The organism is Thermophilibacter provencensis (assembly GCF_900128445.1).
Lineage (GTDB): Bacteria > Actinomycetota > Coriobacteriia > Coriobacteriales > Atopobiaceae > Thermophilibacter > Thermophilibacter provencensis.
Genome location: NZ_LT671417.1, coordinates 1236039 through 1261554, shown reverse-complemented (window position 1 = coordinate 1261554; position 25516 = coordinate 1236039). Strand labels below are relative to the sequence as shown.

Annotated in this window: 24 protein-coding genes; 4 read left to right on the top strand and 20 right to left on the bottom strand. The window is 70.3% G+C overall.

The features are described from left to right. Positions 1–4 precede the first annotated feature (4 nt). The 8 genes from BQ7391_RS05710 to BQ7391_RS05675 form a co-directional block, all read right to left on the bottom strand. Complete coding sequence (locus BQ7391_RS05710) at positions 5–1015, bottom strand: TatD family hydrolase (RefSeq protein ID WP_075279720.1); 1011 nt, start codon at positions 1013–1015, stop codon at positions 5–7. A gap of 3 nt (positions 1016–1018) precedes the next feature. Beyond that, complete coding sequence (rsmA, locus tag BQ7391_RS05705) at positions 1019–1879, bottom strand: 16S rRNA (adenine(1518)-N(6)/adenine(1519)-N(6))-dimethyltransferase RsmA (protein WP_075279719.1); 861 nt, start codon at positions 1877–1879, stop codon at positions 1019–1021. A gap of 6 nt (positions 1880–1885) precedes the next feature. After that, a complete protein-coding gene (gene metG / locus BQ7391_RS05700; protein ID WP_075279718.1) occupies positions 1886–3493 on the bottom strand; it encodes a methionine--tRNA ligase in 1608 nt (535 codons plus the stop codon). Positions 3494–3627: 134 nt separating this feature from the next. Next, positions 3628–4056 carry a PIN domain-containing protein gene (locus BQ7391_RS05695; protein ID WP_083662125.1) on the bottom strand — a complete coding sequence of 143 codons (429 nt, stop codon included), beginning with the start codon at positions 4054–4056 and terminating at the stop codon, positions 3628–3630. Then, entirely contained in the window at positions 4049–4321 is a 273-nt protein-coding gene (locus tag BQ7391_RS05690; protein ID WP_075279716.1) for an AbrB/MazE/SpoVT family DNA-binding domain-containing protein, read from the bottom strand. Before BQ7391_RS05690 ends, BQ7391_RS05695 begins: the two co-directional genes overlap by 8 nt. Positions 4322–4424: 103 nt before the next feature. After that, complete coding sequence (gene rsmI, locus BQ7391_RS05685) at positions 4425–5282, bottom strand: 16S rRNA (cytidine(1402)-2'-O)-methyltransferase (protein WP_075279715.1); 858 nt, start codon at positions 5280–5282, stop codon at positions 4425–4427. After that, positions 5282–6325: a glycoside hydrolase family 5 protein gene (locus BQ7391_RS05680; RefSeq protein WP_075279714.1), complete on the bottom strand. Its 1044-nt coding sequence runs from the start codon at positions 6323–6325 to the stop codon at positions 5282–5284. The genes rsmI and BQ7391_RS05680 overlap by 1 nt, the downstream gene beginning before the upstream one ends. 77 nt (positions 6326–6402) lie before the next feature. Next, a complete protein-coding gene (locus BQ7391_RS05675; protein ID WP_075279713.1) occupies positions 6403–6831 on the bottom strand; it encodes a 6-pyruvoyl trahydropterin synthase family protein in 429 nt (142 codons plus the stop codon). A gap of 236 nt (positions 6832–7067) precedes the next feature. On the opposite strand from BQ7391_RS05675, the gene BQ7391_RS05670 reads away from it, so the two are divergent. Continuing rightward, entirely contained in the window at positions 7068–9653 is a 2586-nt protein-coding gene (locus tag BQ7391_RS05670; RefSeq protein ID WP_075279712.1) for a transglutaminase domain-containing protein, read from the top strand. 113 nt (positions 9654–9766) lie between these two features. Here the strand turns inward: BQ7391_RS05670 and BQ7391_RS12350 are convergent, their stop codons facing one another. Next, positions 9767–9904 carry a hypothetical protein gene (locus tag BQ7391_RS12350; RefSeq protein WP_159437350.1) on the bottom strand — a complete coding sequence of 46 codons (138 nt, stop codon included), beginning with the start codon at positions 9902–9904 and terminating at the stop codon, positions 9767–9769. Positions 9905–9990: 86 nt separating this feature from the next. Between BQ7391_RS12350 and BQ7391_RS05665 the strand changes: the two genes are divergently transcribed. After that, positions 9991–11274: a PASTA domain-containing protein gene (locus BQ7391_RS05665; RefSeq protein ID WP_075279711.1), complete on the top strand. Its 1284-nt coding sequence runs from the start codon at positions 9991–9993 to the stop codon at positions 11272–11274. A gap of 78 nt (positions 11275–11352) precedes the next feature. Further along, on the top strand, positions 11353–11805 hold the full coding sequence (locus BQ7391_RS05660) for a hypothetical protein (protein WP_075279710.1): 453 nt from the start codon (positions 11353–11355) through the stop codon (positions 11803–11805). A 218-nt stretch (positions 11806–12023) separates the two neighbouring features. Here BQ7391_RS05660 and BQ7391_RS05655 read toward each other — a convergent pair whose 3' ends face one another. From BQ7391_RS05655 to BQ7391_RS05605, 11 genes are all read right to left on the bottom strand, one after another. Further along, positions 12024–13541 (bottom strand): PSP1 domain-containing protein, encoded by a 1518-nt coding sequence (locus tag BQ7391_RS05655; RefSeq protein WP_075279709.1) that lies wholly within the window; start codon positions 13539–13541, stop codon positions 12024–12026. After that, complete coding sequence (locus tag BQ7391_RS05650) at positions 13520–14683, bottom strand: DNA polymerase III subunit (RefSeq protein ID WP_075279708.1); 1164 nt, start codon at positions 14681–14683, stop codon at positions 13520–13522. The genes BQ7391_RS05655 and BQ7391_RS05650 overlap by 22 nt, the downstream gene beginning before the upstream one ends. After that, positions 14680–15297: a dTMP kinase gene (gene tmk / locus BQ7391_RS05645; RefSeq protein ID WP_075279707.1), complete on the bottom strand. Its 618-nt coding sequence runs from the start codon at positions 15295–15297 to the stop codon at positions 14680–14682. Before tmk ends, BQ7391_RS05650 begins: the two co-directional genes overlap by 4 nt. 343 nt (positions 15298–15640) lie before the next feature. Beyond that, positions 15641–16264 (bottom strand): flavodoxin family protein, encoded by a 624-nt coding sequence (locus BQ7391_RS05640; RefSeq protein WP_075279706.1) that lies wholly within the window; start codon positions 16262–16264, stop codon positions 15641–15643. A gap of 73 nt (positions 16265–16337) precedes the next feature. Continuing rightward, positions 16338–18170: a glycoside hydrolase family 2 protein gene (locus BQ7391_RS05635; RefSeq protein WP_075279705.1), complete on the bottom strand. Its 1833-nt coding sequence runs from the start codon at positions 18168–18170 to the stop codon at positions 16338–16340. A gap of 164 nt (positions 18171–18334) precedes the next feature. After that, complete coding sequence (locus BQ7391_RS05630; protein ID WP_075279704.1) at positions 18335–20839, bottom strand: DNA topoisomerase I; 2505 nt, start codon at positions 20837–20839, stop codon at positions 18335–18337. A gap of 9 nt (positions 20840–20848) precedes the next feature. Next, positions 20849–21637: a twin-arginine translocase subunit TatC gene (gene tatC, locus BQ7391_RS05625; protein ID WP_075279703.1), complete on the bottom strand. Its 789-nt coding sequence runs from the start codon at positions 21635–21637 to the stop codon at positions 20849–20851. Between the two features lie 4 nt (positions 21638–21641). Continuing rightward, the gene (locus tag BQ7391_RS12675) at positions 21642–22307 is read right to left on the bottom strand and encodes a Sec-independent protein translocase subunit TatA/TatB (RefSeq protein ID WP_075279702.1); all 666 of its coding nucleotides are present in this window, start codon (positions 22305–22307) and stop codon (positions 21642–21644) included. Positions 22308–22343: 36 nt separating this feature from the next. Continuing rightward, positions 22344–22670 (bottom strand): STAS domain-containing protein, encoded by a 327-nt coding sequence (locus BQ7391_RS05615; protein ID WP_075279701.1) that lies wholly within the window; start codon positions 22668–22670, stop codon positions 22344–22346. A gap of 23 nt (positions 22671–22693) precedes the next feature. Further along, positions 22694–23503 carry a tetratricopeptide repeat protein gene (locus BQ7391_RS05610; protein WP_075279700.1) on the bottom strand — a complete coding sequence of 270 codons (810 nt, stop codon included), beginning with the start codon at positions 23501–23503 and terminating at the stop codon, positions 22694–22696. 279 nt (positions 23504–23782) lie between these two features. Further along, on the bottom strand, positions 23783–25069 hold the full coding sequence (locus BQ7391_RS05605; protein ID WP_075279699.1) for an aspartate aminotransferase type Ic: 1287 nt from the start codon (positions 25067–25069) through the stop codon (positions 23783–23785). A gap of 99 nt (positions 25070–25168) precedes the next feature. Between BQ7391_RS05605 and BQ7391_RS05600 the strand changes: the two genes are divergently transcribed. Continuing rightward, positions 25169–25429, top strand: coding sequence for a hypothetical protein (locus tag BQ7391_RS05600; protein ID WP_075279698.1), 261 nt, complete (start codon positions 25169–25171; stop codon positions 25427–25429). Positions 25430–25516: the final 87 nt, after the last annotated feature.

Genomic DNA, 25516 nt, shown 5'->3' with positions numbered 1-25516 from the left:
ACGGCTACCTCCCGAAGAGGGCGCAGGCGTTGCCCCAGAGCGCGTCATAGGACGCCTGGCGGCTGCCGCGCCCGCCCGCCTCGCGCACGTCGGCCACGAGGGCGGCGGTGAAGGCCACCATGGCGGGCTCGCACTCCTCGCCGCGCAGGGGCACCGGAGCCATGTAGGGGCTGTCGGTCTCGGAGAGGAGGAAGCGCTCGGCGCAGAACGTGGCCGCCTTGCGTATCTCGTCGGAACGAGAGAACGTGGCCGCGCCGCCGAAGGCGATGTGGCAGCCGAGGCTCGTGAACATCTCCATCACCCTGAGGTCCGAGGTGAAGCAGTGAAGGTCGCAGCCCGTCTCGGGAACCCCCTCCTCGCGCAGGATCCGCGCTGCGTCGCGGTGCGCGCCGCAGCGGATGTCACCCACGGCGTCGCGGATGTGGAGCTGGACGGGCAGGCCCAGCTCGTGTGCCACGCGGAGCTGGCGGCGGAATGCCTCCTCCTGGATGGGGTAGGCGATCTTGCTGTTGGGGCCGTAGTCGAGGCCGATCTCTCCCACGCCCGCGCAGCGCGGGCTCTTGAGCAGCTCGCGCAGGCGGGACATGGCGCCGTCGTCGAGCTGGGCGGCGCCATAGGGGTGCGCGCCGGCCACGATGCGCACGTTGTCGACGAGCTCGGGGGCGTCGTAGCCCTCGAAGGCGGGCGGCACGAAGCCGTGCTCCGCGCACTCCGCAAGGCACGCGCGCGCAAGCTCCACCTGCTCGTCGATCCAGGACAGGAGGGCGGGGACGCTCTCCCACTTCCCGGGGACGTCATCGATAGGGTCAAGCGGCACCACGAGCAGCCGCACGCCAGCGAGCGCGGCGCGCGCGATCGCCATCGCCGGGTCGTGAGCACGGAAGCTCGTGAGGTGGCCGTGGGTGTCCGCGAGCGGGGCGAGCGGGGCCGGCAGCGGGCACGCCTCCCCCTTGCGGTTGTGGAAGAGCTCGCCGTCGGCGAGCGTGAGGTCATCGAGCGCGACGTTCTGGGCCATGGGTTACTCCTGACGTTGGGAGAGTGCTGACGCGAGAAGGGCGAAGTCCGCCGGCGCGAGGGTCTCGGCGCGGCAGGTGGGCGCGATTCCGCACTCGGCGAAGGCGGCGTCGAGCGCGTCACGCGAGTAGCCCGAGGCGGACATGGAGTTGCGGATGGTCTTGCGGCGCTGCGCGAACGCGGCATCGATCACGGCCGCTACCTGCTCGTAGCGCTCTGGAGGAAGGCGCTCGTCGAGGCGATCGATGCGCACCACGGCGGAGTCCACATGCGGGGGCGGCATGAAGTTTCCCGGCCCCACCTCAAAGCGCCCGGTCACCCGGCCGAGAAGCGCGAGCTTGGCCGTGTAGGCGCCGTAGGTGCGGTTGCCGGGCGCCGCGCAGATGCGGTCGGCCACCTCGGCCTGCACCATCACCACGAGGCGGCGCAGGGTCGGCACCTCCTGCAGGTAGCACAGGATCACCGTGGCCGCCACGTTGTAGGGCAGGTTGGCGACAAGAACGTCGGGCTCGCCGCCCGCGGCCGCCGCGACCTGATCCGGCGTCACGCGCAGCGCGTCTCCCATGAGGTACGAGAAGTTCGGGTGCGCCGCGGCGTGCGCGGAGAGCACCGGCTCGAGCTCGCGGTCCATCTCGATGGAGACCACGCGCCCGGCCTCGGCGAGGAGCGCCAGCGTGAGCGTGCCGATGCCGGGGCCCACCTCGAGCACGCGATCTTGCCGCCCAAGCTCCGCCAGACCCATGATCTTCTCGATCACGTGGTTGCTGACCAAGAAGTTCTGGCCCAGGCTGTGCTTGGTCGCAAGCCCATAGGCCTCGAGCAGGGCGCGCGTGGCGCCGGGGCTTGCAAGGGGAGATCCGCCCACGCCAGCCTACTTCTTGATGTCGAGGCGCGGGAAGAGCGCGTCGCCCTTGGTCACGGCCACGCCGCCGGCAAGCCCGCCCCAGGCGCAGGCCGCGCGCAGGTCGTCGGTGTCCGCCTCACCCTCGAGCGACATGCGGCGCAGGACCTCGGCCGAGGTCTCGGGCATGAACGGCGCGAGCAGGTGCGCGCTGATGCGGATGGACTCGAGCAGGCTCACGATGATGTCCGCGAGCTCGCCGGCACGCTCCGGGTCCTTGGCCACGGCCCAGGGCGCGGAGTCCTCGATGAAGTGGTTGGCGGCGTGAACGAGCTCCATGACCACGTCCTTGGCGCCGGCGTAGTCGAAGACCTCCATGCGGCTCGCGTAGCGGTCGTAGATGCCCTCGGCAACGCCGCGGAGCGCGCCGTCCTTCTCGGCCCAGCCCTCGGCCAGCTCCGGCGTCTTGCCGTCGAAGTACTTGGCGCTCATGTTGAGGGCGCGGCTCACCAGGTTGCCCCAGCTGTTGGCGAGGTCGGCGTTGTAGACCTGCTCCATGCGCTCGAAGGAGATGGCGGAGTCGTCGCCGTGGACGACGTCGGTCATGAAGTAGTAGCGGTAGCCCTCCACGCCCAGCAGGTTGATGACGTCGCGCGGGGCGATCGCGTTGCCGCGGGACTTGGACATCTTCTCGGCCTGGCCGGTCTCGGGGTTGCGCACCGTGAGGAAGCCGTGCACGAAGACGTGCTCGGGCAGGGCCTCGTCGATGGCCATGAGCATGGCGGGCCAGAGGATGCAGTGGAAGCGGATGATGTCCTTGCCGATGAGGTGGCACTGGGCGGGCCAGCGGCGCGCGAGCTCGGCGCGCGACTCCGGGTCGTCCAGGCTGTAGCCCACGGCGGTCATGTAGTTGAGCAGGGCGTCGAACCACACGTAGGTGACGTGCTTGTCGTCGAAGGGCACCTTGATGCCCCAGTCGAAGGTCGTGCGGGAGACCGAGGTGTCCGTGAGCCCGCCCTCTACGAAGCTGCGGACCTCGTTCATGCGGAAGTCCGGCTGCACGAAGTCGGGGTGCTCGTCATAGAGCGCGAGGAGCCGGTCCTGGAAGGCGGAGAGCTTGAAGAAGTAGGACTCCTCCTGGACGCGCTCGAGCGGGCGGCCGCAGTCCGGGCAGAGGTGCTCGCCCTTGGTGCCGCGCTCCTCGTCTGCCTTCTCGACCTGGGTCTCGGTGAAGTAGGTCTCCTCCGGCACGCAGTACCAGCCGTCGTAGGAGCCCTTGTAGAGGTAGCCGCTCTCCAGCATGCGGTCCCACAGGTACTGGACCGCGTGATGCTGGCGGGGCTCGGTGGTGCGGATGAAGTCGTCGTTGGAGACCTCGAGCTCGCTCCAGAGGTCCTGGAAGAGCGGGGCCTGGGAGTCGCACCACTCCTGCGGCGTCATGCCGTGGTCGGCGGCGGCCTCGGCGACCTTCTCGCCGTGCTCGTCCATGCCGGTCAGGAACTTGACGTCATAGCCTGCCGCGCGGCGGAAGCGCGCCTGGACGTCCGCGAGCAGGGTGCAGTAGGCGGTTCCCAGGTGCGGGGCGGCGTTGACGTAGTAGATGGGGGTGGTGACGAAGTAGGACGGCTTCTCTGCCATATGACGACTCCTCATGACGGAATGTGGCATGCGGGGTCGATTGTACTCTTTGCCGGCCCGCGCGTCCTTCTCGCCACGCATGGGGCGAGGGCGTGCCAGCCCCCATGCCCGGCTTACGTGAATCGAGGCCCTGCCTACACGGCACGAGACAAGACCTCGAGCAGCCCGGGGGCGTCGACCTTCTCGAACGACGCCGCGGAAAACCCCGGGGCGTCCCGCGTGAGCAGGTAGTCGCACCGGGACTGCTCGCCGGCGGCCCGCAGGAGGCCGTCCTCGAAATCCGGCTCGTCAGAATCAAGCGCGCCGTCGACCACCGCCGTCGTGAGGTTGACGAGCGCGAACATGCGACGCAGCTCGCGAACGGCCGCGCGTGCCGCCGGCTCGTCCCCATAGTGCCGACGGTAGACGTAGTAGACGTCCTTGAGCGAGGACGAGAGGACGCAGCCCCCAAAGCCATCCGCGGCGCACAGCGCCCGAACGGCATCGACGGTGTCCTCATGAGCCGGCCGGCTCGAGGAGACAAGATCGATGAGCACGTTGGTGTCAATCATCACCCTACGCATACCTGCCCCCGATCAGCTCCCGGTCTGCGGCACGAGAGTCATCTTCCCAGAGAACCTCGGGCTGCTCCCCCACAATATCGAGCAGCCGCCCGAGGGCCTCCTGCCGGAGCTTCCTGTCATCGACCGCCGAGCGTATGAGGAGTGTCCCCTCCCCCACGTACTCGATCTCAACCTTGTTGCCGAGGGCGAAGGCCTCGTCGGTAACGCTTGCCGGAATGAACACCGCCCGACCGTTGCCCACCTTGGATACCGTCGCGATTGGCATGACTCCCCTTCCCTCCTCATGTCTTTCTTGGATTATAACCGTTATAACGCCCTCTCATACTGGGAGTATTGACCCAGCGTGACGGCGGAACCCGCCCTCATCGTCACGCGGACGCGGCGGCCACCACGGCGTCGTAGACCTCTGCGCGCGGAAGCGAGAAGGACTTTGCAAGCCGCTTGGCAAGCGCGCTCTTGGGCTCCCCCGCCTCGAGTCCGGCGGCGATCTCCTCCGCGAGCGTCCGCTCGGAGCCCGCGGCGGCGGCGCGCCGCGCCGCGAGCTCCTCCTCGGTTGGGGCCGAGATCACGATGACGCACTCGCCGCGGAGCTCGTCGCGCGCCGCGATCAGCTCCGCGAGCTCCGCGGCCTCTCCGCGCACGACCTCCTCGTGCAGCTTGGTGAGCTCGCGCACGAGCGCCGCGCGCCGGCGCGGCATCGCCTCGGCGACGTTGGCGAGGGTCTCCGCGACCCTGCGCGGGCTCTCGTAGACGACGAGCGTCCCCGGGACCAGCGCCAGCTCAGCCAGGCGAGCGAGCTGCGCCCCGCGCTTCCGCGGCAGGAACCCCTCGAAGAAGAAGTGCTCGCTCGCGAGGCCCGACGCAACGAGCGCACAGGTCACGGCGCTCGGACCCGGAATCACCTCGACGGGCAGCCCCGCGTCGAGCGCGGCGTCCACGAGGCGCTGCCCCGGGTCGGACACGCCCGGCATGCCGGCGTCTGAGACGAAGGCAACGCGCTCGCCTGCGGCGACGCGCTCCAGCACGCCTGCGATCCGGGCGTCCATGACGTTCTCGTCGCAGCGCTCGAGGCGCGCGGAGATGCCGAAGGCGCTCATAAGCCGGCCCGTCACGCGCGTGTCCTCGCAGAGCACCGCGTCTGCCTCCCCGAGCACCCGCCGCACGCGGGGCGACGCGTCCTCGAGGTTGCCGATGGGGGTGCCGACGACGCTCAGAACTCCCGGCATCAGACGATCATCCCGCGCTCGAAGGTGGCGAGCGCCACGCGAGCGTCCCAGCTCGCGAGCTTGCCGGAGGTCTTCCAGGTGTTGAAGAACCAGGCCGGGCACTTCTCGTACGCGCCGATCTGCTCAGAGGTGTAGACGCGCTCGAGCGCGATGCGGCCCTCGGGCGTCATCTGGGAGTCGGCGATGGGCAGCGACGACGACCACTTGCCCACCATGACCTGCATGCCGGAGCGGCGGGCGTCGTGGACGCGCCTCTCGAGCGCGGCCACGAGCCGGCGCACGCCGGCGGGGCCGGAGACATCCACGCGGACGCTCGTGCGATCAAGATGGCAGTCGAGCCAGACGTTCTTGTAGTGGCGCTGGGCCATGAAGCGGCCCCACCCGCCGGGGAAGGCGGCGTCGGGCATGATGACCACGGGGTCCTCGCCCGCGGCGTGGCGCACGAGCTCGTAGGCCTCGCGGTAGTAGTTGCGCAGGCGGTGTATGGGGACGCCGTCGGTGAGCATGAGGCCGCGGCGGACCTGGACCACCGGGTCGTCGGCGAGCTCGATCCCGAAGAAGCCCATGCGCGAGGCGTAGCGCCTGGAGAGGGCGTACACCACGTCGAGCATCTCCTCGCGCGCGATGTGGCAGTCGGCGTTGTCGGGGGAGGTCCCGTTGTCCGTGTGCGGCGCGCCCGGGTTTATCGCCAGCGCAAAGATGACCTTGAGGCCGATCTCCTCCGCCCAGTCGAGCGCCTGGTCGACGAGCTCGATGCAGCCGACGTACGGGCCGGGCTCGGGTCCATCGTCCCCGTAGACGTACCAGGGGACGGGGAGGCGCACAGCGTTGAACCCGCGCGCGGCGATCTTGACGAACTCGTCGCGCGTCACGAACTCGCGCCGGTGCGCGCGGACGCAGTCGGCGTAGCGCCGCTCCCCGAGCGCCGTGACGAGCGACTCCTCGTCCAGCGCGCCGGCGCCGGCGAAGAGCTCGGGGGTGACCCACGACTCGAGCGTCAGCCATCCGGTGAGGTTGACTCCGTGCAGGGAACGATTGCCCATGTCACACCTTCGCCTCCCGCGGCCGCGGGGCCGCATCGCGCTTTCCGCATCCCCCTTCCCTGAGTATAGGCTGAATCCTACACCCCGTCCCGGACATATGTGGCGCAATTGAGCGGCGTCTCGTAGACGTCCACCTGCGCGCACGGAAGGCCGCGCTCGCACAGGCGCTCGCAGAAGTGCCGGGCGAGGTTCTCGGCCGTGGTGCGGAAGGGCAGCAGCTTGAGCGAGAAGCCCTCGCCCTCGAGCACCTCGATCGTGGCCGGGTGCAGCGTCCCCTCCTCCACGAGGAAGGTGTGGTCGAACTCCTCGGCGAGCTCGCGCAGGGCGCGCTTGAAGACGCCGAAGTCCATGACCATGTCGCGCTGGGTCCCCTCCGATCCGAGCTCGGGCGCGCGCAGGTACGCCACGACGCGCCAGCGGTGCCCGTGGAGGTTCTCGCACTTGCCGTAGTAGTCCGCGAGGAAGTGGGCGGAGTCGAAGCTCGCCTCGCTCTTGAGTCCGTACATGGGTGTCCTCCCGTCGTGTCCCTGGCGGCCGGCGGCCTGCCGCGGCCCCGTGCCTCACGCACTATAGACAGAGTGACGGGTTTTGGACGGACGAGACCCCCCGAGGGCGATCTTTCGTCCAAAAACCGTCACTCGACAGGGAGTCCGCGCCGCCAGGCCCTCCCCCGCGTGACGCAGCGTCGGCGGCGGCGTACCATAGTCGGTCGCACCGCCGCGCACCGACCCAAGGAGGCCCCATGCCGCTTTCCGAGCAGCTCGCCACCTATGCCGCCCGCCGCCTCGACGCCCGCCGCGCCCTTCTGGGAGAGCGGGCCATGGAGGCCGAGGCGCTCTTCCCCACGCTTTCGCCCGACGAGGCCACGCTCCTGCGCTACCACCTGGCCACGCTGCCGCTCACGGACGCCGTGGACGCGCCGCTCGAGGTCCTTCTCGCCTTCGCGCGCCACGCCCTCATGCTCCGCGAGGGGCCGGCGGCAGGCCTGCCGGAGGACCTCTTCGTCCACTACGTTGCCACGGCGCGCGTCAACAACGAGCCGCTCCAGGACTGCCGGGGGGCGCTCTGGGGGGAGCTCGCCCCGCGCGTGGCCGGGCTCGATCCCGAGCGCGCCGCCATCGAGGTCAACTACTGGTGCGCCGAGATGGCCACCTACCAGACCACGGACGGCCGCACCCTCGGGGCGCCCGGCGTCATCGCGGCCGCGGCCGGGCGCTGCGGCGAGGAGTCCACGCTCCTCGTGACGGCCCTGCGCGCGGTGGGCATCCCCGCCCGGCAGCTCTACGTGCCCTGGTGGGCGCACTGCGACGACAACCACGCCTGGGTGGAGGCCTGGGCGGGCGGCCGCTGGCACTACCTCGGCGCCTGCGAGCCCGAGGAGGCGCTCGACCGCGGCTGGTTCACCGCCGCCTCCGGACGCGCGCCCATGGTGGCCACGCGGCTCTTCTCTGACTTTGGCTGCAGGCCCGAGGACGTGGTGGGCCGCGCGGGCTGCACCGTGCTCGTCAACGTGACCGGGAGCTACGCCGACACCACGCGCCTCTCCGTACGCGTGTCGCGCCCCGAAGGCGCGCCGGCCTCCGGTGCCACCGTGGCCTTCGAGGTGCTCAACATGGCCGGGTGGCGCCCGCTCTCCGTGCTCACGGCGGACGACGAGGGCCGTTGCTCGGTGGAGCTGGGTCTGGGGAGCGTGCGCGTGCACGCCTCGGCCGGCTCGCTCATGGCCGAGAAGGACGTGGACACGGCGGAGGTCGCCGAGGTGGGGCTCGTGCTCGCGCCGGCCCCAGCGCCGTGCGGGGCGGCGGACGGCCCCTGGCGTGACGTTGACGTGCGCGCGCCCGAGGACCACCCCGCGCCCTCGCAGGCGCTCTCGCCCGAGGCCGCGGAGCGCGGCCGGGCGCGCAAGGCGGCCGCCGACGAGTGCCGCCGCGAGCGCGTGGGACGGATGCGTGAGCGTTCGGCCGAGCTCGCCGCCCGCGCGGCAGAGTTGCGCCCGGCGGATGACGCCGCGCTCGTGGCTCACATCCTCGAGACCGCGCGCGGGCACGCGGGCGAGATCTTCTCGTTTCTCACCGCGGGCGCGGAGCCGGAGCGCCTGGCGCTTCTCGCCACGCTCGCCGAGAAGGACTACCTGGACGCCGACCCCGCCCTCCTGGAGGGCCACCTTCCTGACAAAGGTGCCGGGGGCGTTTGTCATGATGACAAAGGTGACCGGGTCGTTTGTCAGGATCGCGAGGCATGGGAGCGCTACGTCCTCTGCCCGCGAATCGGCCTCGAGCACCTGAGCGCCTGGCGGCCGGCCTTTCCGGAGGCGCTGCCGGAGGAGCTCGCCCGCCTCATTGCTGACGACCCGCGCGCCGCGTGGGCGTGGCTTTGCGAGCGCATGTCCTTCTCGCCCGCCGAGCACCTGGCCAAGCTCGTGGGCACGCCCGCAGGCGCCCTTGCGTCCGGCGAGGCCTCCGAGGTGACGCTGCGCACGCTCTTCGTGGCGGCGTGCCGCAGCCTCGGGGTGCCCGCGCGCCTGGCGCCCGCCGACGGGCGCGCCGAGGTGCTCGCGGACGGGCGCTGGTCCTGCGTCGAGGGCGAGGCCGCAAGCGAGCGCACGTGCCCCTTGCGCGTGGTCGCGGACGGGACGCCCCTTGTCTACGGCACCGATTGGGGCCTCGCGCGCCTGGGACGCGCCATGCAGGTGGGCGGGCAGGAGCTCTGGGGGTTCCACCAGCTCGACCTCTGGGATTGCGACCCGGACGCCCTCGAGGTGCCGGCCGGGACCTACCGCCTTACCACCACGACGCGCCTGCCCAACGGCAACCAGCAGGCCGCCGAGCTCGTCTTTGCCGTGGACGGCCCCACCGAGGTCCGCGCGCGGCGGCGTGCGCCCCGCCCCGAGGACATGCTCCAGCGCATCCCGCTCCCCGACGCGGCGCCGCTGCTCGGCGAGCGCGACGGCCTTGCGCTCCTGGCGTTCCTGGAGCCGGCGGAGGAGCCGACGGAGCACCTGCTGAACGAGCTCGCGGGTGCGGCGGGGGCCGTCGCGGCGGCGGGGCTCTCCCTCACGCTCGTGACCCGCGAGGACGCGACGGGCGATCCCACCCTCGCCCGCGCGCTCGCGGCGCTGGATGCGGCCGGCGTGCCCGTGACCCTCGCGCGCGACGACTTCTCCGAGCTGCCGGAGCGCCTCGCGCGCCGCATGTTCGCCAACCCGGAGCTGCTGCCGCTCGCCGTCCTTATTGACGCGCGAGCGGAGACGCCCGTGGGGCTCTTTGCGCGCGGCGGCTACGCCGTGGGCACCGTGGAGCTCGTCCTGCGCCTCGCCGCACTGGCGTAGCAGCGGGGGCAATCAGCGCCGAAGCCCCCTCGCTCCCCGCTCCATGTACAGAAGTTTGGGGGATGGGGCGGGAGCGGGGAGCGAGGGGGCTTCGGCGCTGATTGCCCCCGCTGCTACGCCAGTGCGGCGAGGCGCAGGACGAGCTCCACGGTGCCCACGGCGTAGCCGCCGCGCGCAAAGAGCCCCACGGGCGTCTCCGCTCGCGCGTCAATAAGGACGGCGAGCGGCAGCAGCTCCGGGTTGGCGAACATGCGGCGCGCGAGGCGCTCCGGCAGCTCGGAGAAGTCGTCGCGCGCTCGTGTACGCTTCCGGTAATCGGCTGCGGAGAGGAGGCGGCATGATTCCCACGGCGTCGCACGAGGCGGAGCGGGACTTCCGCGAGCGCGGGCTCACCGAGCGCGAGGCCGACGCGGCGCGCTCGGCGCTCGCCGGCATGACGGCGGCGGCCGCCGCGCGCGAGATGGGTATCAGCGCCTCCACCGTGGGGAGCCTCCGTCAGCGCGCGTACCAGAAGCTCGGCGTCAGCGGCGCCGCCGAGCTTGTCAGAAAGTACGCCGAGAAGAGCGCCGACAAGAACGCGGGCGAGAGGGACTGGCGGCCCGCGCTTCGTTCCCACGGGCTCTCCGAGACGCAGGCGTCCGTGCTCTCGCTCGCTTGCTCCGGGCGCTCAACCGCGCAGATCGCCGACGAGCTCCACCTGGCGGAGGGCACCGTGCGCGCCGCCCGCGCGACGGGCTACCGGATGCTCGGCGTGCACTCCCGCGAGGAGCTCGCCGACCTCCTCGAGCGCGAGGACGCCGCCCCGCGCCGCCGGCGCGCCGCGCGCCTCGCGGCCGCGTTCCTGGCGGCGGCGATGGTCATCGCCGTAGCGGTGACGGCGGCATCGCATCTCGGCTCGCGGCCGCCCGCCGTGGTGGAGACCGAGTTCGGCGAGGCGCCCAACGTCGTGGGCATGGACCTGCAGCAGGCGTGGGAGGCGCTCGTCGAGGCGGACTTTCTTCCCATCGTTCGCCAGGGATCGGCACGTGGAGCAGCGGGAACAGTCATCAACCAATCCACCCATGAGCTACGCACAAAGAATGTCTTAGGGGTTCTCGACCCCAACGGCGCCCTGCGTCATGAATACGATGCAATCCCCTGGAAGGCGGAGGTCATCGTCACCGTAACGGGAGTCTTGCAGATACCGCTCGAACTAACGACCAACCACTCTGAGCAGCAAGCGCGATCCAAGCTTGCCGCAGCAGGCTTCACCAACGTCTCAGCCGTCGGCAACGGAGTAGGTTTTGAAAACAACAGGGTCATTGGCGTTTCTCCCGCGCCAGGCGCCTGGGTTACACCCGACACGCTCATTGAGCTCACGGTGGCAGATGAGGTCATTATGCCAAACGTCATAGGTATGGGCCCTGTGGAAGCAAGCAGTGTTATCACGCTTTCAGGGCTTATTCCGAGTCCACGCGTCGACGGGTGGGAGCTTTCTGATCGGGCCGGATGGGACACTCCGACTGTACTCTCAACCTCAATTCAGCCCGGAGAGAGCGTCCCTGTTGGAACTACTATCCGCGTAGAGTACTCGGGTCCTGTTGAAGGGACAGCCCACACCGTAGATTCTGAGGGCAACTAGCCATCAGATTGCTCAGCTGGTCGCATCAGCTCCTCATTTGGCCCGCGCTCGCTCCAGGTCCAGCCCCAAGGAGGCCCCATGTTCCCCTCCAGTCTCTCGCCAGAGACGTGCCCCAGCCCGCTTGAGCTCGTGTCGAGCTTCTTTGGCGTCGTCGTAGTCCTCTCCCCCTTCTATGGCCTCCCCCTCCTCGTGGGCGTGCTCCTGTGGGAGCTCTCCGCCCGCAAGAACCATCCGGGAGTCAACCGGCTCGTGCGAGACGCCTCCCTCATCAACCTCATCCTGGCCCCGCTCGCGTTTAGCGTGACGTACGGAATCGCGCACGCGCTCTCCTGGAGCTACCAAGCGCCTTTCTGGCTGGGAATCGGCTTCTGCGGGCTCTGGGCGGCGAGCCTCGTTCTCTTTTTCATAGACCAGCTGCGCCTCGACCCGTCGGTGCAGGAGGAGCACCGCGACATGCTCCCCGGCTTCTTCGGAGCTGTCTGGGCACTTCCGCTGCTTATTGTTGTGCTCTTGATGCTCAGGCTCATATAGGGGGCGGAGGTCCTGATGAGGCTCCTCAGGACTGCGCTCGCCACGTCGCTGCTGCTCATGGGATGCGGCGACGCGACAGACAGTGCCTAAACTTCTGTACATTGCGCCACAGCTCGACGGGGCGAGAAGAACCTGCAAGCCCGTTACCTGCGAAAACGCGATGGGGCCCCGAGTGCATCTGCGCTCGGGGCCCCGCAATGTACAGAAGTTCGGCAACTCTACGCGGGCGCGCCGCCGTCGGCGCCGGCGCCACCGCGCCCGCGACCGCCGCGGCGACGGCGGCGACGCGGCTTGGAGGCGTCATCGCCCCCCTGCGGGCGCGCGGCCTGCGGCCCGTGCTGCTCGCCGGCCTTGCCCTGCTGCTGGGCGCGCTTCTTGCGCGAGGGCTGCATGCCGCGCGGCTGCGAGCCCTTCTCGGCCTGGCCGCCCTTGTCGCCGGGCCGGCGGGTGCGCTTGACGGGCTGCTGGCCGCCTGCGGAAGCACCCGCCTCCGCGGCGCCCTCCGCCGCCTGGTGGTGACGGCGACGGCGCGCGGGCGCAGAGCCCGCCCCCGCCTCGGGCGCCATGTGCGCGGGGGCCGGGGCCGCCGCTCCCCCACCATCGCCCGGGCGGCGCTTGCGGCGCCGGCGCGCGGGCGCCTCGTCACCGGAGGGGGCGCCTGAGGCCTCGCGCCGCGCGTTCTTATCGCCCTGCGGGCCCTTCTCTCCGGCCGGGGCCCCGTTGGAGGGCCGGCGGCGCTTGCGCTTGGGCTCGACGAAGATGTCAGAGGCGTCCGGCCCCTGCTCGGGCAGCACACCCATCTTTCGGTCAAGCTCGGCGAGGGCCATCTGCACGTCCGGGGACTCCAGGCGGTCCAGAACCTCGCGCGTGACGGTGTCCGGGCGGCACGGGCAGCCGAGCTCCTCGCTCTTCTTGTGCGCGGCCTCGGAGGCCGTCATGTCCGCAAGCGCCACGCGGATCTGCTTGCCGCTCTCCAGGCGCAGGACGATCTGCTCCTTGGGCGTGTCGTACTCCACGATCTTGCCCTTGCCGAGCGGGGTGTCAATCACGGCGTTGCGCTTGGGCGCGCGCCCCTTGAAGTCGCGGTACGCCTCGAACTCGTAGCGCAGGCAGCACATGAGGCGGCCGCACGCGCCTGAGATCTTGGTGGAGTTGAGGGGCAGGTCCTGCTCCTTGGCCATGCGGATGGAGACCGGGTCGAAGCCCGTGGCAAAGCGGCGGCAGCAGAGCTCTTGGCCGCAGTGGCCGTAGCCGCCCACGATGGCGGCCTCCTCGCGCACGCCAATCTGACGCATGTCAATCCGGACGTGGAACTCGCGCGAGAGGTCGCGCACGAGCTGGCGGAAGTCCACGCGCTCCTCGGCGGCAAAGTAGCAGACGGCCTTCTCTCCGTCGAAGAGGTACTCCACTCCCACGGGCTTCATGTCCAGCCCGGACTCCTTGACGTGGCGGCGGAAGGCGGGCATGGAGTCCTCGCCGCGCCGGGCTAGGCGCTCGGCGCGCGCGAGGTCGTCCTCGGTGGCGATGCGCACCACGTCGCGCAGGGTGGCGTGGCCGATCGTGGCGGCGAGCTCCTCCTCGCTCACCTCGCGGGCGTCCGCGGTGGCGAGGCCGATCTCGCGGCCGCGCTCGGTCTGGCAGATGACGTGGTCGCCCTCCTGGGCGCCGGTGCCGGCCGGGCTGAACCAGAGGTCGCGGGCGGCATAGGTGAACTTCACCGGGATGACGGTGGGCATGCGAGTGCCTCCTTGACGGAAAGCAGCATGACCTCGAGGGTCAGCTGCGGCGATACGTTGTGGGCGAGGTCGTCCGCGGCGCGCGCCACGGCCCCGAGCGCCCTGAGCGCGCCGGCGGTGTCGCAGCCGGCGGCGATGCGGTCCACGGTGGCGGCCGCGTCCTCGTTGACGATGGGCTGGCCGACCCCCTCGCAGCGGAGGAGCACGTCGCGCAGGACGGACTCGGCCGCGGTTAGGGCCTCCATCATACCCGAACGCTCCCGCGCAGTGAGCTCGCGCTTGTTGGCGTCCTCCACCTGCTTGAGCGCGGCGGCGGTGAGGAAGTCCTGGGTCTCCTGGAGGGCGGCCTCCTGGGCCTCCTTGACGTCGGCAAGCGGCACGGCCACCGCGGCCACGAGCTCGCGAGCAGCCAGGAGCACGTCCCACGAGTCGTCGCGGGCAAGCGCGTCGAGCGTGCTCACCACGAGGCGACGCACCTGACGGCGGGCCGTCGATTGCAAGAACTCCGTCGCGCGCGCGGGCGTGCCCGCCACGGCGAGTGCCACGCGAGCCTCCTCGCGCGTGGCGGCGCAGGAGCGCATGACGGCGTCCACGCCCTCGTCCGGCGAGACCGCGCGGAAGGGCACCTGCTGGCAGCGCGAGACGATGGTGGGGAGCATCGAGGCCGTCGTGCGGGCGCAAAGCACGAACATCACGCCCTCGGGCGGCTCCTCGAGGGTCTTGAGCAGTGCGTTTGCCGCCGTTCCGCGCAGGAGCTCGGCGCGCTCGAGCACGTAGACCTTTGCTCGGGCACGCACGGGGGCGAGGCTCGCGTCCTCGATGACCTCGCGGACCTGGGCCACGAGGTAGCCCGTGGCGCTCCCCGGCCTGAGCCAGCGGACGTCCGGGTGCGTGCGATGGCGCACACGGCGGCACTCGTCGCAGGCGGCGTCCCCGCCATGGGGGCAGATCACGCACTCGGCGAGCGCCTCGGCCGCCTCGTGCTTGCCGGAGCCGGGCGCACCCACGAAGAGGTAGGCGTGGGAGAGGCGGCCCTCCGCCACCGCGGTGGCAAGCAGGTCGCGCACGCGCGGCTGGTCGGCGAGGGCGTCGAGCGCGGCGGGAGGGGGCGCGGCAGCGCCTTGTGCGGGTGCGGCGCTCACAGCAGGTCCTCGAGCGCGGCGATGAGGCGGGCCGTGACGGCGTCCTTCTCGCCCGCGGCGTCCACCACGCGCACGCGCGCCGGCTCCTCGAACGCAAGGCGCAGGTAGGCCGCGCGGACGCGCTCCTGGAAGGCAAGGCCTTCGGCCTCCATGCGGTCGGCGCCGGCGGCCGTGGCGCGCGCGTAGCCGAGCGCAGGGTCGAGGTCGAGCACGAGCGTGCGGTCGGGCACGCGCCCGCAGCTGCCGAGGACGTTGGCCTGGCGGACGAGCGTCTCGTCCAGCCCGCGGCCTCCGGCCTGGTAGGCATAGGTGGAGTCGTAGTAGCGGTCGCACAGGACGACGGCGCCGCGTGCGAGCGCCGGCTCAATCACCTGGCGCGTGAGCTGCGCGCGGCTGGCCTCGTAGAGCAGGAGCTCGCACTCCGGGGACATCTCGGCATTCGCCGGGTCCAGGAGGAGCGCGCGAATCTTCTCGGAGATGGGGGTGCCACCCGGCTCGCGCAGGCGCACGACCTCTCGCCCGCGGGCAAGAAGGACCTCCGCCAGCAGCTCTGCCTGCGTCGACTTTCCGCTGCCGTCAGCCCCCTCGAGCGTGATGAAGATGCCCCGCGCCATGCGCCTCCCCTCCTCGGTTGCCTAGCCTTTCCATGGTAGCGCCTCGGAGGTTGCGCCCCGCTCGGGCCGCGAGAAAACCACGCGCGGAGCGCCTGTCCGGCCGTTTTGCCCCCTTTGGGGTCCCGGAACGGCCCTCGAGCGCCCCTCAGCGCGAGAGGCTCCGCTTTGAGTGTACTTCCCTCAACGAACTCGAAGTACACTACTTTTTGCACGGCCCATCTACCTGCGATTAATCAGATTGTGAACCGTTTTATACTCTGGGGCCCCGCGATGAAATACACTACAAACGGACGAGGGCGCTCAGGGCGCGCTCCCACCCCCTCGCGGCGTGAGCGCGCCGCGCCTAGCGGATGAAGTTCGTCCGCACGCCGGGCTCGCCCGCCGGCGCGGGGACGCCTGCCTCGCGGCCGGCCTCGATGCACCTCAGCAGCCATGCCATGTTGCGTCCGAGCTGGCGCATGGTCCAGAGGCCCTCGGCGTCCTGCGAGGCCTCCTCGGCGCTGTTGCCGTGGACCATGTTCCAGTAGCGGCTGCTCACAATGGGCATCTGCGAGATGGTGAAGAACTTCTCTATGTCCGCAAGCGCCGTGGTGGTGCCGGCGCGTCGGGCAGAGGTGACCGCGGCGGCGGGCTTATGGGCAAACGCCGCGCCCGCCGAGTAGAAGAGCCGGTCCATGAAGCCGAGCAGCGACGCCCCGGCGTGCGCGTAGTGCGTCGGCGCGCCGAAGACGAACCCGTCGGCATCGGCGGCCTTGGCCGCAAACTCGTTGACGCCGCCGTCCCCGAAGGCGCAGCGGCCGAGCTTCCCGCACGCGCCGCAGGCCGTGCACCCGCCCACCGGGCGCGGGCCGATCCAGAAGATCTCTGTCTGCATGCCCTCGGCCTCGAGTGCGCCCGCCACCTCCTGGAGCGCGCGGTCCGTGCAGCCGTGCTCGTGCGGGCTCCCGTTTACCATCAATACCTTCATGGCTTCCCCTCTCGTCGTCTTGGTCACCAAAAAGCATGGCGCGCGATTATGACAGATGACCCTGTCACCTTTGTCAGGTTGCGGCGAGGAGCTTGTTCACGCGGCGGTCGTAGGTGAGAAGGCCGTTGGTCTCCTCCTCCACGTCCGAGAGCTGCGTATAGACGTAGCCGGCGAGGCCCTCTGCCTCAAGCGCGTCAGCCCGGGAGATGAGCCCGCGCACCTCGCGCGCGAAGTCGGCCGCCCCGGAGGCCGCCTCGTAGCCGTATGACGTCCCCAGCGAGACGTGCCCGGGGACGGCCCAGCTCACGCCGCCGAACTCGGAGACCACGAAGGCGCGCGGGGGACGTGCGCGGTCGGGCCAGACCTCGAGCGGGCGGAAGTAGTTGTGCACGCTGAAGAGGTCGCCGCAGGCGCGGTCGTACCAGCCGCTCGTGGCGCTCACGGGACGCGTGGGGTCGAGGGCGCGCACGGCGTCGCACGCGGCGCGCGCGTCAAACTGTCCCCAGCCCTCGTTGAAGAGCGTCCAGCCGACCACGCTGGGGTGGCCGGCGAGCAGGCCCACCGTGCCGGAGCAGGCGTCAAGCCACTCGCGGCGGTAGGCCGGGTCCGCCGCGGAGAGGCGCCGGCGGGCGCGCGGCCCCTCGTCGGTGCGACGCGTCCAGCTCGCGCGCAGGAGCGTGGGCACGTAGCTCGTGTGAAGCGCGCTGTAGGGTCCGCCGCCGGAGACCATGTCCTGCCAGACGAGCATGCCAAGCCGGTCGCACAGCGCATAGAAGCGCGGCTGCTCGACCTTGATGTGCATGCGCAGCAGATTGAAGCCCAGCTCGCGGGCCGCGCGGACGTCATGCTCAAGGGCCGCCTCCGAGGGTGGCGTCATGAGGCCGTCCGGCCAGTAGCCCTGGTCGAGCACGCCGCGCAGGAAGAGGGGCTCGCCGTTGAGGTGCACGCGAGGGACGCCGCGCGCATCCGCGCGCACCTCAACCGAGCGGAAGGCGCAGTAGCTGCGGACGCGGTCGGCGCCGAAGGAGACCTCGACGTCGTAGAGGTGCGGGTCGGCGGGGCTCCAGAGGCGCGGGGCGGGAACGTCGAGGGCGAGCTCGCAGCGACCGTCGCGGGCGGGCGCCGACGCACGGGCGACCTCCGAGCCCCCGTCCAGGATGCGGGCCGTCACCGCCCCCTCCCCCACCACGCCGACGGCGAGCAGGACCCGGCCGTCGGCAGGACGCGCGTCCGAGGCGAGCGTCGTCACGTGCGCGGCGGGAACGACCTCGTACCAGACGTCGCGCCATATGCCGCTCTGGGCCGTGTACCAGATGCCGCCCCGCGCGAGGCGCTGCTTGCCGCGGAGCTGCGTGCCGGCATCGGACGGGTCGTGGACGCACGCGAGGAGCTCGTTCTTCTCGCCGGCGCGCAGCGCGTCCGTGACGTCTGCGGAGAAGGGCAGGTAACCGCCCGTGTGCTCGGCCACGCGGACGCCGTTCACGTACACCGCGCAGGCCCAGTCGACAGCGTCGAGATGCAGGATGAGGCGATCTTCGGGGCAAAGCGGCGCAGCGTCGAAGACGCGACGGTACCAGAGGAGCTCGTCCGGGCGGAGCTGGCGGCCCACGCCGGAAAGCGGCGCCTCGGGCGAGAAGGGCACGCGGATGGGCATCCAGGGCCCGTCTGGGACGGGGGCCGCCCTCCAGGCCGAGGCGGAGTTCGCCGCGGGGGCGAAGGCGCACTCCCAGATGCCGTTGAGCGACGACCATGCGTCGCGTGCCAGAAGCGGTCGCGGGTGGGACGGTGGCTCGAGGTCCCCCTCGCCCGCCGCGATCTTCTCGCCCCACGGCGTCCAGAGCGGCGTGAGCCTCACGTCCTCCGGCGGCTTGGGCTTGCTCTTAAGCACGCGCCTCAGGTCCAGCATCCTCGCCCCTTTCGACTCCACTCATTCTCGCACGCCGGCCCGGTCCGCGCGAGACGTCCCCGCGCGGGATGCCTAGGGAGTGCAGAGAGAGGGGCGACCGCGGCGCGTGAAGGCGAGCGCAAGCCGATAAGGACGCGGGGCCGAGAAGGACCTCGGCCCCGCGCTCACGAGGACTTCTTTCTGGACCCGCGGGCGCCCCCGGCGCGCCGCCCGCCGCGCCGCGGCGACGCGGCCTTCTTCTCGCGTCCCGGGCAGTCCATGTTGGGACAGAGCTTCCAGGGCCCCCGCGCCGTGGTCACCACGACCATGGGGGCGCCGCAGTCCGGGCAGGCCTCGCCCGTGGCCTCGAGCGCGCCGCGCGCGGGGAGCGGATAGCTGGTCCCACACTCGTCATAGTTGGTGCAGCGGATGAAGCGCTTCCCGCTCTTCTCGGACTTGTGCGCCACCAGGCGCCCCTCGCGGCCGGCTGCGGCGCACGCGGGGCACGCGCCCACGTCGACGTCGGGCTCGCGGTTGGTGGCGCAGGCCGGGTTCACGCAGACCTCGTAGGCGCGGCTGCGGAACGGCTGCACCTTCACGCGCGGCGCGCCGCACTCCGGGCACACGGCCGCCTCGCCCTCGAGGGCGATGATCTTGCCCTGCGGCAGCGGGTAGGTGACGTCGCAGTCTGGCCAGCCCATGCAGCCCACGAAGCTGCCGCGGGTCTTGGCGGAGGTCTTCACCACGAGGTCCTTGCCGCACTTGGGGCAGACGCCGATCTTGGCGTCGGCCGTCACGGCGTCGGCGATCTGCTCGGAGAGATCGTCGGTGTGCTCCACCAGGGCGTCCATGAGGCCGGCGAGAAGCGCCCGCGAGTGGTTCACGACCTGCTCCTGCGTCTGGGCGCCGTCGGCCACCTTGGTCATGTCGTCCTCGAGCTCGGCCGTCATGTCCGGCGAGGTGATGCGCGGCGCGTACTGCGTCAGGGCATCGATGATCGCCATGCCGAGCTGACTCGGCTCCACCGGGTCGCCGCGGAAGTACTTGCGCTCGTAGAGGGTGTCGATGATGCTCGCGCGCGTGGACTTGGTCCCAAGGCCGCGCTTCTCCATCTCCTGGATGAGCTTGCCCTGGCTGTAGCGTGCGGGCGGTTCGGTCTGCTTGGCCAGAAGCTCCATCTGCGAGACGCCCACCACGTCGCCCTCGGCAAGGGCCGGGAGCTGGTCGTCCTTCTTGAGGCCGTAGGGGTAGATCGCGCGGAATCCGGGGCTTGCGAGCACGGAGCCCGAGACCGTGAAGGGCTCCCCCGCAACGTCAATCGAGACCTTGGTGCCCTCGATCGTGGCCGGGCCCATGAGCGTGGCCAGGAAGCGCCGCGCGATGAGGTTGTAGAGCTTCCAAGCTGCGGGCTGGAGCGCATCCGGCGAGGCGGCCGCCGTGGGATAGATCGGCGGGTGATCGGTGGTCTCCTGCTTGCCGCGCGTGGCGGTGAGCTTGCCCTGGGAGAGCAGCGCCTGGCAGGTGCCGGCGTACTGCGGGACCTTGGAGAGCGTGCGCACGCAGTCGCGCAGGTCGAGCGAGGATGGGTAGACGGTGTTGTCCACACGCGGATACGAGATGAGGCCGTCCATGTAGAGGCTCTCGGCAAGGCGCATCGTGCGCGCCGGGCTGATGCCCTCGGCCGCGGCGGCAGCCTGGAGCGAGGTGGTGTTGAACGGCGCGGGAGGGCGCTGCGTGCGGCTCTTTCGCTCGACGGCCGTGACGCGCCCCTCGGTGGCGTCCGCCACGCGGCCGTACGCGGCGTCGGCGGCGTCCTTCTCCCAGAAGCGGCCGGTCGCGTGCGTGATGCGGAAGTCCGCGCCGTCCTTCTCGCCCTGCCCCTGGATCTGCCAGTAGTCCTCCGGCTTGAAGGCGAGCCGCTCGCGCTCGCGCTCCACCACGAGGGCGAGCGTGGGCGTCTGGACGCGGCCGGCCGAGCGTACGTTGCCAAGCCCGCTCCAGCGCGCCGCCGTGAGATAGCGGGTGAGGACGGCGCCCCATATGAGGTCGATGTACTGGCGGGACTCGCCGGCGTCGGCGAGGTCCTGGTCGAGGCTCACGAGGTTCGCGAAGGCGTGGTCGATCTCCGCCTTGGTGAAGGCGGAGTACCGGGCGCGCGAGACGGGCACGTCCGGCGCGACCTCGCGGACCTGGCGCAGGGCGTCCGATCCGATGAGCTCGCCCTCGCGGTCGAAATCCGTGCCGATGACCACGCTGTCGGCCTTCTTGGCGAGGTTCTTGAGGGCGCGGATGATCTCCTTCTCGGCGGGGAGCTTCTCGATGGGGGCCCACACGAGGTACGGAAGGCTGGCGATCTTCCAGCCCTTGAGGTCCACGCCGTCCGCGAGGAAGGGCTTGCGGCGCGACTTGTACGGCGGGCGCGCGAGGCCGTCCGGCACGTCGGCGGGGATGAGCTCCCCGTCGGCCGTGAGGCCCTGCCAGCCGTCCTGCTCGTTGAAGGTCAGCTGCACCGGAAAGTCCACCTTCAGGATGTGCCCGCGCAGGCCGATGGTCACGCAGTCCTCCCCGCCCATGCGAAAGCGGTATACCGGGGTGTTGTAGACCTTGTCTGCCGTAGGCTTGCCCGACTCGGAGAGCAGGCGGGCAATCTGCTGGGCGGCGTCGTTCTTCTCGGTGACGATAAGCTTCAAGGGCATTCCTTACTGCTTGTCAAAGGCGTGCTGCTCGTAGTCGTCGCGCGACCACTTGAGGGCTTCCCTGCCGTCGCGCGCCACGATGATGACGCGCGCCACGGCCAAGGCGACCTCGTAGAGACCGATGAGGGCGGCGAACATGAGGACCATCGTCATGGGCGAGGCGTCCGGCGTGACCACGGCGGAGAGCACCATGAGCCCCACGTAGACGAAGCGCCACTGCGCCCGGAAGGTCTTGTACGGCACGAGGTGGAAGACGGAGAGGTAGAAGATCACCAGCGGCAGCTGGAAGGCGATGCCGAAGCCGATCTCCAGCAGCATGTAGATGTCGAGGTAGTCCTCGGCGTTGGGCATGATGGCGCCGATCTCGAAGGACTGGTCGAGCAGCCATCCGAAGGCTGCCGGCTGGATGACGAAGAAGCAGAAGATCATGCCCAGGAAGAAGAGCGCCACCATGGCGGCGACGGTCGGCACGACCCACTTGCGCTCCTTGGGCTTGAGCGCCGGCAGGAAGAAGGCCATGATCTCCCAGATGATGATCGGGCAGCAGATGATCACCGAGAAGAACAGGGCGACCTTGAATCGGATGGTGAAGCCGCCGAGCACCGAGATGACGACGAGCTCCTGGCCGCGCATGGCCTCCTCGATCTGGCCCATCATGAGCTCGATCAGCGTGGGGGTGGCCATGTAGACGATGAGCGCGCAGGCGATGACCGCGACCACGATGATGGTGACGCGGCGCCTCAGCTCGCCCAGGTGATCCATGATGGGCATGCGTGCGGGACCGATCGGCATCGCTCTACGCCTCCTTCTCGTCGTCGTTGACGGAGCTGACGGCGGAGCTGGGGTCTCCCCCAGCCGCTCGGCGCTCGTCGCTGCGCTCCTCGCTCACTTCGTGACTCGCGCTGGGGGAGACCCCAGCTCCGCCGTCAGCGGGCGTCGCGGGGCGAGAAGGACGGTGCATGGCGTAGAGGTCGGCTGCCGACGGCTTGCTAGCCGGCTTGGTCGGGGCCGTGGAGCCCTCTGCGCCGTCGGGCGCCGGCTGCGCCGACGCTCCCTCGACGGCGTCGGAGTCCTCGTCATCTGCCACAGGTGCTGCCGCCGCTGCCCTCTCGGCCTCCTCGCGGGCGGCCTTCTCGGCGGCGAGGCGCTTCTTGCGCTCGGCGAAGGTCTCCGCGCGGCGCGGCGCCGGGGCGCCCTCGCCCTCGGGAGCCTCGATGTCGGCGTCCTCCTCGAGCTCGGCCGCGCGATTGCGGTTGGGCTTCTTGGGGGTGTCGCTGATCGCCTCGGCGGCGGGGTCCACGATGTTGGTCTGAACGACCTCGGTGAATCCCTCCTGGGCGTTTCTAAACTGGCGCAGCGCGCGCCCGAGCGTCCTGCCCATGCCCGGGAGCTTGTCCGGGCCGAAGATCATGAACGCAAAGAGGACGATGAGGAGGAGCTCACCTTCTCCGATGCCAAACACGCTTGGTTCCTTTCCCCTCTGAGGCCCGCCGCGGGCCTACGACTCGCGGATGTTGAGGTCGGCACCCACGCCCAGCAGGCCGAGCACGCGAGCGACGTTTCTCTGCGGACGGGCGACCTCGAGGCGAACGTTCTTCTCGCCCGCGCGATGGGCGGCGCCCACGAGGACGCCGATGCCGGTGGAGTCGATGTACGGCACGTCCGAGAGGTCGACGACGACCCGCGCCGTCCCCGCCTCGAGCCGCGCGTCAATCGCGTCGCGCAGCTGGTCGGCGTTCGAGACGTCCACCTCGCCGTCCACGAGGACGACGCTCTCCTCGACGCCGTCGCGGACGTCGTTGGTGACGGTTATCGAAAGGCTCATGTCTTCTCCTTTTCTGGCCCGGCCTAGAGTCCCGTACCGGTGACGCTCGAGAGGTCGTCGCCGATGCTGCCGGTGGTCGAGGTGATGTCGCCGGTGCCGAGCGACTCCTGCGCCTCGGCGTCGGCCTCGGACTGGGCGATGGCGTCGAGGCGCTGCTCGGCGAAGGTCTTCGCGTTGTACTCGTCATCAGGGTCGAGCTCGGCCGCCTTCTGGTAGGCGGACTTGGCGCTGTCGGTGTCCCCGCGCACCTCGTAGAGCATGCCGAGGTTGGCCCAGGCGGGCGCGTAGTCCGGGGAGCTCTGGGTGATCTCCTCGAGATCGTTGAGCGCGGTCGTGGTGTCGCCCTCGTAGTAGAAGCACAGGGCGCGGTCCACGCGGGCGGCATCCGAGTCCTCGAGCTCGAGGTACCTGTCGTAGTACTCGACGGCCTTGCCGAGCAGCTCGTTGGCGTGCGAGGTCTCGGAGTCGACCTGGGCGAGCTGGGCCACGCTCGCGCCCCACGAGAAGTAGTAGCGGCCGAGGGCGAGAAGCGATGCGGTGTCCTCGGCGTTCTCGGCGACCTTGGCCTCGAGGTCGGAGATGACGGGCTGGTAGTCCTCGTCGAGCGACTCGATGGTCACGTCCTCCTGGCTCTGGTCGGCGGTCTGGGTCTGCTGGCCCTGGAAGACCGAGGCGAGCGCGCCTGCCAGCGTGGAAAGGGCGAAGACGACGATGAAGAGGACGATGACGACCTTCTGGAAGCGGGAGAGCTCGCCCGGCTTGCGCTCGCGCTTCTTGGGCGCCTGCCTGGGGCCCTCCTGCCTGCCTGCCTTGGCCACAGTCTTTCCCGCCATTATCGTGACACCTTTCCCCTGCTCGTCCGCACGGGCGTCGAGCCCGCAAATTGCTAGCATAGGCCACGCGGCGTCGCCTCAGGACGAGGCGACGCATGCGCGGCGATAATAACAGAACTTTGTCAAGAGTTCCGCCGGGCACGGCGCCGTGCGCCTCCGGGCGCACGCAAGCGTCTCAGTGCGCCCCTCGAAATTAATCCGCCCTGTAGCGCTGTCGCCTGTTTGCCAACTGGGAAAACGTCAGGCATGCGCCCCACAGGGCGGATTAATTCTGGATACCTAGCCGCGCTCGGAGCGCGCGAGGCGCGCAGACACCAGCTTGACCGCCACGACGAAGACGTCGAGCGCCTGGCCGAGCTCGTCGAGCGTCGGGTACGTGGGCGCGATGCGGATGTTGGTGTCGCGCGGGTCGTTGCCGTAGGGCCAGGGGGCGCCGGCGGGCGTGAGCGTGACGCCGAGCTCCTTGGCGAGCGAGACGACGGCCTTCGCCGAACCCTCCGGGCCCTCGAAGGAGACGAAGTAGCCGCCCTTGGGGTGCGTCCACGCGGCGCAGTCGAGCGCGCCAAGGCCGGCAGTGAGCTTCTCCTCGACGAGCGCGAAGCGCGGGGCCACGAGGGCGGCGTGCCTCTTCATGTGCTCGGCCACGCCGGCGGCGTCCTTCAGGAAGCGGACGTGCGCGAGCTGGGAGATCTTCTCCGGGGAGACGCGCATGGCCGCGAAGGCGCGGCGCAGCTCTGCCATGTCGGCCGGGGACGCCGTAACCCAGGCCATGCCGGAGCTGGGGAAGGTCACCTTGGCCGTGGAGGCAAACTCGTAGACGAGGTTCTCGGCCCCCGCCTCGGCAAGCGCGTCGAAGATGTTGAGGAGCTCGTCGCCCTCTCCCTCGAAGGTGTGGACGACGTAGGCGTTGTCCCAGAAGATGCGGAAGTCGGGCGCGGCGGGCTTGAGCGCGGCAAAGGCGCGCACCACGTCGTCTGAGTAGGTGATGCCGGTGGGGTTGGCGTACTTGGGCACGCACCAGATGCCCTTGACCGTGGCGTCCTTCTCGACGTACTCGCGGACGACGTCCATGTCGGGGCCGTCCTCGCGCATGGGGACGGGGACGTTCTTGATGCCAAAGCTCTCCGTCACGGTGAAGTGGCGGTCGTAGCCGGGCGCCGGGCAGAGGAACTTGACCTCGCCCTGCTGGCACCAGGGCCTCTCGCCGCCGATGCCGTGGACGTAGCCGTGCTCCACGCAGTCATACATGATGTTCAGGCTCGAGGACCCCATGACGGAGACGTTGGCCGCGTCCACGCCGAGGAGCTCGGCCGCGAGGGCGCGCGCCGAGGGCAGGCCGTCGGGCGCGCCGTAGTTGTCGGCGTCGACGCCCTGGTCGGAGAGGTCAGAGTCTGCGCTCAGCAGGTCGAGCATGGGCTTGGAGAGCGCGGTCTGCTCGGGGCTCGGCTTGCCGCGGGCCATGTCGAGCTTGAGGTTGAGCGCGCGCAGGTCGGCCGCCTGGCGCTCGAGTTCCGCGATCGCGGCGTCGAGCTGGGCGTCGGTCATTTTCTGATAGGCGTTGGGCATGGTTCCTCCTCCATAGGGTCCAGTGAGAGTATAGATGCAAAACGCCCCCGGGCTGCTACCATGTTCTCCACGAAAGGGAACGCTTACAGGGAGGGCGCCATGTTCGAGGTGCGGTCGGAGGACTACGGCGAGCTGCAGCGACTTGTTGACGCGCTTTTTGCGCCGGGCGTCTCGGCGCGCGCCGCGGTCTCGAAGATCGACATCCTCGTGCGCGCGGACGCCTTTGACCTCAATGACGACCTCGTCGAGGTAATCGAGCTCCTCCCCTCTGGCAGCTTCACGCGCACCCGACTCTGCGATCAGATCAACTCCATCCTCTCCGGCCACGGCTGGGGCAGCTACTACGGCACCGTGGAGTGACGCGCCCGAATCGTACCCACAGCCCAAATCGTTGCGGTTGGCGACATTCGCCCCGCACGCACGAGCGCACCCGTTCTTCTCGCCCGG

Bases quoted from the DNA above. Each gene is read 5' to 3' on its own strand.
- BQ7391_RS05710 (WP_075279720.1), bottom strand. From the start codon at position 1,015: ATGGCCCAGAACGTCGCGCTCGATGACCTCACGCTCGCCGACGGCGAG.
- metG (WP_075279718.1), bottom strand. From the start codon at position 3,493: ATGGCAGAGAAGCCGTCCTACTTCGTCACCACCCCCATCTACTACGTC.
- BQ7391_RS05695 (WP_083662125.1), bottom strand. From the start codon at position 4,056: ATGCGTAGGGTGATGATTGACACCAACGTGCTCATCGATCTTGTCTCC.
- BQ7391_RS05690 (WP_075279716.1), bottom strand. From the start codon at position 4,321: ATGCCAATCGCGACGGTATCCAAGGTGGGCAACGGTCGGGCGGTGTTC.
- rsmI (WP_075279715.1), bottom strand. From the start codon at position 5,282: ATGCCGGGAGTTCTGAGCGTCGTCGGCACCCCCATCGGCAACCTCGAG.
- BQ7391_RS05680 (WP_075279714.1), bottom strand. From the start codon at position 6,325: ATGGGCAATCGTTCCCTGCACGGAGTCAACCTCACCGGATGGCTGACG.
- BQ7391_RS05675 (WP_075279713.1), bottom strand. From the start codon at position 6,831: ATGTACGGACTCAAGAGCGAGGCGAGCTTCGACTCCGCCCACTTCCTC.
- BQ7391_RS05670 (WP_075279712.1), top strand. From the start codon at position 7,068: ATGCCGCTTTCCGAGCAGCTCGCCACCTATGCCGCCCGCCGCCTCGAC.
- BQ7391_RS12350 (WP_159437350.1), bottom strand. From the start codon at position 9,904: ATGTTCGCCAACCCGGAGCTGCTGCCGCTCGCCGTCCTTATTGACGCG.
- BQ7391_RS05665 (WP_075279711.1), top strand. From the start codon at position 9,991: ATGATTCCCACGGCGTCGCACGAGGCGGAGCGGGACTTCCGCGAGCGC.
- BQ7391_RS05660 (WP_075279710.1), top strand. From the start codon at position 11,353: ATGTTCCCCTCCAGTCTCTCGCCAGAGACGTGCCCCAGCCCGCTTGAG.
- BQ7391_RS05655 (WP_075279709.1), bottom strand. From the start codon at position 13,541: ATGCCCACCGTCATCCCGGTGAAGTTCACCTATGCCGCCCGCGACCTC.
- tmk (WP_075279707.1), bottom strand. From the start codon at position 15,297: ATGGCGCGGGGCATCTTCATCACGCTCGAGGGGGCTGACGGCAGCGGA.
- BQ7391_RS05640 (WP_075279706.1), bottom strand. From the start codon at position 16,264: ATGAAGGTATTGATGGTAAACGGGAGCCCGCACGAGCACGGCTGCACG.
- BQ7391_RS05635 (WP_075279705.1), bottom strand. From the start codon at position 18,170: ATGCTGGACCTGAGGCGCGTGCTTAAGAGCAAGCCCAAGCCGCCGGAG.
- tatC (WP_075279703.1), bottom strand. From the start codon at position 21,637: ATGCCGATCGGTCCCGCACGCATGCCCATCATGGATCACCTGGGCGAG.
- BQ7391_RS05615 (WP_075279701.1), bottom strand. From the start codon at position 22,670: ATGAGCCTTTCGATAACCGTCACCAACGACGTCCGCGACGGCGTCGAG.
- BQ7391_RS05610 (WP_075279700.1), bottom strand. From the start codon at position 23,503: ATGGCGGGAAAGACTGTGGCCAAGGCAGGCAGGCAGGAGGGCCCCAGG.
- BQ7391_RS05605 (WP_075279699.1), bottom strand. From the start codon at position 25,069: ATGCCCAACGCCTATCAGAAAATGACCGACGCCCAGCTCGACGCCGCG.
- BQ7391_RS05600 (WP_075279698.1), top strand. From the start codon at position 25,169: ATGTTCGAGGTGCGGTCGGAGGACTACGGCGAGCTGCAGCGACTTGTT.